We start from the raw sequence: 6,131 nt of genomic DNA on the forward strand, positions 1-6,131 counted from the left end.
ACACCGCCCGGGTGGGCCCTTCTAGCTCGCCGGCCTCGTTCGTACGCCCCTCAGGCCGATCACGCCCACGGCCGTCCCTAGGATGAACGATGTGACCGCGAGGGCGAGGTGGACCCAGAAGTATGCCGTCGGGTCGCCGGCGTCGTCGAAGGCGAGGCCGCTGCCGTCCTTCCAGAGGTTCTTCGCGAAGGTCACCCAGATCACCCAGGACCAGACGCCGAACGCGAGCAGGAACCAGGAGACGCGGCGGCTGAGCTTCATGGGATGTCCTTCGCGATGGAGGGGCCGTGCCCTGCCAGTATCGGACGGGCCCCTGACGATCTTGTGGCAGGGTCTCCGGGCGCCTGCCCCGGCGAGGGTGATCGCGGTGCTCGGGTCGGGTGGGGTGCGTGCCGTGCGGCGCGAAGTCGGTGAGAACCGCGCGAGCGGTGGAAGAAGGGGTTCCGGGGCGTGGTCGTCGTCTTTCTGCTGGTCCTGATCGTGGTGCTCGCCGTGCTCGCGGCGGTGCACTGGTACGTGTGGCGGCGCCTCGTGCGCGACGTCACCACGCCCGGAAGCCTGCCGCGCCGCCTCGGCACGGTGGCCGTCGTGGCGCTGCCGCTGCTGTCCGTCGCGGCCCTCACCTCGGCCCGCGCCGGAGCCCCGTTCGTGCTCCAGCAGGTGGTCGCCTGGCCGGGCTTCCTCTGGCTCGCGCTGCTCCTGTACGTGACCCTCTCGCTGCTCGTCGGCGAGGCCGTCCGACCCCTGCTGCGCCGTCTGCTCGACCGCCGCGCGCAGGCCGCGGCACCCGCCACGGCACCCGCCGAGGCACCCGCGCCCGTCCCCGTACCCGTCCCGGACATCGCTCCGGCCGTCGCCGACGAGCCGGCCGACACGACCCCTCAGCCCCCCGTCGACGTCTCCCGGCGGCTCTTCGTCTCCCGTGTCGTCGGCGGCACCGCGGCCGCCGCCGCCGTCGGGACCGTCGGCCTCGGCACGTACGGCGTGCTGCGCGGCCCCCGCGTCAAGCGGGTCACCGTCCCGCTCGCCAGGATCCCGCGCGCGGCCCACGGCTACCGGATCGCCGTCGTCTCCGACATCCACCTCGGGCCCATCCTCGGCCGGGCCCACACCCAGCGCATCGTGGACACGATCAACTCCACCCAGCCCGACCTGATCGCGGTCGTCGGCGACCTCGTCGACGGCACCGTCGAGAACCTGGGCCCCGCCGCCGAACCCCTCGCCCAGCTCCGCGCCCGGCACGGCTCCTTCTTCGTGACGGGGAACCACGAGTACTTCTCGGGCGCCGACGCCTGGGTCGACCACGTCCGCGAGCTCGGACTGCGCCCGCTGCGCAACGAGCGCGTGGAGATCGCCGCCGGCTTCGACCTCGCCGGCGTCGACGACATCGCGGGGGAGAGCGAGGGGCAGGGACCCGACTTCGGGCGGGCGCTCGGCGACCGCGACCGGGCCCGCGCCGCGGTCCTCCTGGCGCACCAGCCGATCGTCGTCCACGACGCCGTGCGCCACGGAGTCGACCTCCAGTTGTCCGGCCACACCCACGGCGGGCAGCTCTGGCCGGGCAACTACCTGGCGGAACTGGCCAATCCGACCGTGGCCGGTCTGGAGCGCTACGGAGACACCCAGCTGTTCGTCTCGCGCGGCGCGGGCGCGTGGGGACCGCCGGTCCGGGTCGGGGCGCCCTCCGACATCACCCTCGTCGAACTCGCCTCGAAACAGGCGTAATCGGGGCGGGGTCACTCCCCGCACCGAGTCCGATACGTGCTGCTCATCGACTTAAATTCGCATTTCCCGGACATATACCTGTGGTGTGAAAGTTTTCTCTTCCACTTGTGAAACACGTGTGATGGGATGACCGCATCGCGACGTTTCCGGGGGCCGTCGCAGCTGGGGTGGACGAATAAAGGAAGCACGGCAATGCGGTCGACGGTCCGTCTGCGGATCCTCATCACTTGTGGAGTACTGGTGGCCGCCGGAGTGGGGGGCTGGCAACTCCTGCCCTCCGACGGCGGCCGGACCGATCCGATCAGCGTCGGCACAACCGACGAGGTCACTTCACTGGACCCGGCCGGCGCGTACGACGCCGGTTCCTGGGCCATGTACAGCAACGTCTTCCAGTCGTTGCTGACGTTCAAGCCGGGGTTCACGACCCCCGTCCCGGACGCGGCCGAGAGCTGCAAGTTCGAGGGCTCGAAGCTCACGACGTACCAGTGCACGCTCCGGGACGACCTCTCGTTCTCCAACGGACGCAAGATCACCGCCGAGGACGTCAAGTACTCCTTCGAGCGGATGCTGCGCATCAAGACCGACGTCGGTCCGCAGCCCCTCTTCCCGACCCTGAAGACCGTCACGGCCGAGGGCCGTGAGGTCACCTTCCACCTGAGCGGCCGGGACGCCACGTTCCCGCTCAAGCTGGCCACGGGCGCGGGCTCGATCGTCGACAAGGACCACTACCCGGCCAAGGGGCTGCGCGCGGACCTGGCGGTCGACGGCTCCGGGCCGTACGTCCTCAAGGAGTACAAGGAGGGCGAGTCCGCCCTCCTGGAGCCCAACCCGAAGTACCGGGGTGCCATCACCAAGGCCGGCGGTCCGGTGCGCGTGAAGTACTACGCGCAGTCCGCGGACCTCGCCGCCGCCTGGAAGGCGAAGCAGGTCGAGGTGACCCACCGGCAGCTGCCGCCGGAGTTCATCTCGGGCCTGCAGCCGGAGGACGGCACCCGTGTCACCGAGGCGGAGAGCGCGGAGATCCGCAACCTCAACTTCAACGTGCGGTCCGGCTCGGCCATGGCCGACAAGGCCGTGCGGCAGGCCGTCGCCGCGGTCCTCGACCGCCCGGCGATCACCACCGGCGCCTACAAGGGCACGGTCGAGCCGCTGTACTCGCTCATCCCGCAGGGCTTCGTCGGGCACAGCACCGCCTTCTACGACATCGACCCGGCGCCGAACGCCAAGCGGGCCAAGAAGCTCCTGAAGGACGCCGGCGTCGAGACCCCGGTGAAGTTCACCTTCGGCTACCGCGCGGACGCCACCTACGAGGCCGAGACCAAGGAGATCAAGCGGCAGCTGGAGGAGACCGGCCTCTTCGAGGTCAAGGCCGTCGAGGTCAAGTGGACGGAGTTCCAGAAGCAGTACGCGCAGGGCGCCTTCGACGCGTACACCGTCGGCTGGCTGCCCGACTTCCCGGACTCCGACAGCTTCACCGCGCCGCTCGTCGGCACCGAGAACACCCTGCACAACGGGTTCTCCAGCAAGCGCATCGACAAGCTGATCTCCTCGACGCAGCAGTTCAGCGACCGCTCCCGGGCGACCACCGACTTCAAGCAGATCCAGACCGAGGTCGCGTCCGACGTGCCGCTCGTCCCGCTGTGGCAGAAGAAGGACTACGTCCTCGCCACTGAGGCGGTCGCCGGCTCCCAGTACCTCACGGACGGCACGGGCATCTGGCGCCTGTGGGAGCTCGGCTGGGTGTAGGGCGTCACGGGGCGAGGGCCCCGGGCCTCACAGGGACTTCGGCCCCGGGTCGGACTTCGCGTCCGGTCCGGGGCCGGACTCCTTTTCCGGTCCGGGCTTCGCTCCCCCCTCCGGCGCCTTCGCCGTCGTCGACCTCTTCTTCGGCTTTCCCGAGGCCGCCATCCCCGCCGCCGTGGGCATGAAGTCGGAGAGCAGCTCGTGCGTCTCCTTGACCAGCGGGCGGAGGATCCGGAAGCGGGAGAGCGAGATCGCGCGGGCGGTGACCGGGGCGAGCCGCTCGACCAGGCGGCGGCTGTTCTCCGCGCCCTCCGAGCGGTCGTACACCCAGAACAGCACGAGTCCCATCTGCTGGAGCCACAGCAACCGCGGGAGGGCTTCCCGCAGTTCCGGGTCGACCTTGACGGACGCTCCGGAGATGACCCGCCGGTGGACCTCGATCGCCGCCTCGCGCGGGCCCTCCGACTCGGGCGAGAAGGGGCTCAGGGGGCTGTCCGGGTCGGCGGCGTTCTTGAAGAACTGCGAGGCGAACTCGTGGTACGGGCCCGCGATGTCGAGCCAGCCGAGGTAGACCCCGCGGATCCGGGCCGTGAGGTCCTTCTCGGCGCCGGTCAGGATGGGCTCGACGGCCGCCTGGTGCTCCTCGGCGATCCGGTCGTAGAAGCCCTGGACCAGGTGCTCCTTGGACGAGAAGTAGTAGTACGCGTTCCCGACGGAGACCCCGGCCTCCTGGGCGATGGCCCGCATCGTCGTCTTGTCGTAACCGCGCTCCTTGAACAGCCGGAGCGCGGTCTCCAGGATGAGCGTGCGGGTCTGCTCGCTCTTCGGGGCCTTCTTCTCTTCCTTCACGTCCGTCACGCGTCCGAGCCTAGCCGGGCGCGCCGGGCGCTTCGCAGCGCCCGTCCTCGCAGGGCCCGGTCCGGCCGTCCGGCCCCTTGAGGGCCTCCCGCCACTTCGCCGCGGCGAGGACCGTGATCCGGGCGAAGGGCTGCCCGGCCGGGGTGGCCAGCCAGTGGGCCCTGGCCCGGTGGTCGGCGAGCGCCCAGAGGCAGACGATCCAGGCGGAGGTCTCCCGGTAGACCTGGCCCCGGTCGCCGACCACGGTGATCTCCCGCAGGGTCGCGGTGTGGTCGAGCGCCGGGAACCGGCGGCGGGCCTCCCGCGAACCGGCCGGCACCAGGTCGAGCGGGACGAGCTGCCGCTGGCGGATCAGCCAGTGCCTGAGGTGCACACAGAGCGGGCAGTCGGCGTCGTACAGCACGGTCAGGCGCGCCACGGGGGTCGTCGGCACGGCGGCGCTCCCGTCAGCCCTGGGGCGCCGGCGGGGCCCAGGGGCCGCCCTTGGGGGTCGCGGTCCAGCCCTGCGGGCCGACCGGCGGCACCTGCTCGCGCTCCATGACCCCGCGGCGCCGGATCCTGTTCAGGACGTAGACGTTCGCGAGGTGCAGGAAGCCGAGGACGAGCAGGACCACGCCGAGCTTCACCGAGAGCGCCTCGAAGAGGGCACGGGCGTCGACGACGGCGTCGTCCTGGCTCAGGTAGAGGGCGACGAAGCCGAAGTTGACGAGGTAGAAGCCGACCACCAGGAGGTGGTTGACGGCGTCGGCGAGCTTCTCGTTCCCGTGCAGGACGTCGGCCAGGAAGATCCTTCCGTTGCGGCTGAGCGTGCGGGCGACCCAGATGGTCAGGGCGACGCTGATCAGCAGGTAGACGATGTACGCGACGACAGTGAGGTTCATGCCCCACCCTCCCTTGAACGCGTTCAAAAGCTGTTGGTCATGACTGTAGACCTCTCTTTGAACGTGTTCAAGTCGCTTCCCGGGGGTGGGGAGAACCCGCTGGCCGCCACCGGTCCCGCCGCCTAGGGTCGGCCGGATGACGCTCTCTCACGATCTGGCCGGCCAGGGCCCCTCGACCGTTCTCCTGCTGCACTCCGGGGTCTGCGACCGCCGGATGTGGGACGGGCAGGTCCCCGTCCTCGCCGCGGCCGGGCACCGGGTCGCCCGCTGCGACCTCCGGGGCTTCGGGGACACCCCCGTCGACGCCGCCCACGTCCACGCCGACGACGTGCGCGACCTCCTCGACCACCTCGGGACCGAGCGGGCGGCCGTCGTCGGCGCCTCCTTCGGCGGCACGGTCGCCCTGGAGCTCGCCGTCCGCCACCCCGGCCGGGTCGCGTCCCTCGCCCTGCTCGCCTCGGGCATCCCCGGCTTCGAGCCCGGAGACGAGCTGCGCGCCTGGGGGGACCGCGAGGACGCACTGCTGGAGGCGGGGGACCTCGACGGCGCCGTCGAGCTGAACGTCGACACCTGGCTCGGGCCCGAGGCCGGACCCGGGGCCCGGGCGCTCGTCCGGGAGATGCAGCGGCACGCCTTCGAGGTCCAGCTCGCGGTCCCGGAGGAGTTCGACCCCGTCACCCCCGAGATCACCCCCGGGGACCTCGCCGGCATCGGGGTCCCCGCCCTCGTCGTCACGGGCGCCCACGACCTCGCGGACTTCCGGGCGGTCGCCGACGACCTCACCCGGCTGCTGCCCGGCGCCCGCCGCGTCGACCTCGACTGGGCCGGGCACCTTCCCGCCCTGGAGCGCCCGGACGAGACGGCCCGCCTCCTCGCCGACTTCCTGGCCGGGGTCACGACCCCGTAGGCGCCCCCCGCCCCCGG

At 71.5% G+C, this 6,131-nt stretch carries 7 protein-coding genes; 3 read left to right on the forward strand and 4 right to left on the reverse strand.

From position 1 onward, the window contains the following. Positions 1-21: 21 nt before the first annotated feature. Positions 22-261: an SCO4848 family membrane protein gene (locus EAO70_RS38555; RefSeq protein WP_222723492.1), complete on the reverse strand. Its 240-nt coding sequence runs from the start codon at positions 259-261 to the stop codon at positions 22-24. 189 nt (positions 262-450) lie between these two features. Between EAO70_RS38555 and EAO70_RS29245 the strand changes: the two genes are divergently transcribed. Together EAO70_RS29245 and EAO70_RS29250 are read left to right on the forward strand one after the other, a co-directional pair. After that, positions 451-1,725: a metallophosphoesterase gene (locus EAO70_RS29245; RefSeq protein WP_148005852.1), complete on the forward strand. Its 1,275-nt coding sequence runs from the start codon at positions 451-453 to the stop codon at positions 1,723-1,725. A 192-nt stretch (positions 1,726-1,917) separates the two neighbouring features. Beyond that, positions 1,918-3,471, forward strand: coding sequence for an ABC transporter substrate-binding protein (locus EAO70_RS29250; protein ID WP_148005853.1), 1,554 nt, complete (start codon positions 1,918-1,920; stop codon positions 3,469-3,471). 27 nt (positions 3,472-3,498) lie between these two features. Here EAO70_RS29250 and EAO70_RS29255 read toward each other — a convergent pair whose 3' ends face one another. The 3 genes from EAO70_RS29255 to EAO70_RS29265 are packed head-to-tail and all read right to left on the reverse strand — an operon-like array spanning position 3,499 to position 5,207. Then, on the reverse strand, positions 3,499-4,326 hold the full coding sequence (locus EAO70_RS29255) for a TetR family transcriptional regulator (protein WP_261993110.1): 828 nt from the start codon (positions 4,324-4,326) through the stop codon (positions 3,499-3,501). A 10-nt stretch (positions 4,327-4,336) separates the two neighbouring features. Further along, positions 4,337-4,759 carry a thiol-disulfide oxidoreductase DCC family protein gene (locus EAO70_RS29260; protein ID WP_261993111.1) on the reverse strand — a complete coding sequence of 141 codons (423 nt, stop codon included), beginning with the start codon at positions 4,757-4,759 and terminating at the stop codon, positions 4,337-4,339. Positions 4,760-4,772: 13 nt separating this feature from the next. Further along, the gene (locus EAO70_RS29265; RefSeq protein ID WP_148005854.1) at positions 4,773-5,207 is read right to left on the reverse strand and encodes a hypothetical protein; all 435 of its coding nucleotides are present in this window, start codon (positions 5,205-5,207) and stop codon (positions 4,773-4,775) included. 136 nt (positions 5,208-5,343) lie between these two features. On the opposite strand from EAO70_RS29265, the gene EAO70_RS29270 reads away from it, so the two are divergent. Further along, the gene (locus EAO70_RS29270) at positions 5,344-6,114 is read left to right on the forward strand and encodes an alpha/beta fold hydrolase (RefSeq protein ID WP_148005855.1); all 771 of its coding nucleotides are present in this window, start codon (positions 5,344-5,346) and stop codon (positions 6,112-6,114) included. Positions 6,115-6,131: the final 17 nt, after the last annotated feature.

Origin of the sequence: Streptomyces sp. adm13(2018), from assembly GCF_008042145.1 — a bacterium.
GTDB lineage: Bacteria > Actinomycetota > Actinomycetes > Streptomycetales > Streptomycetaceae > Streptomyces.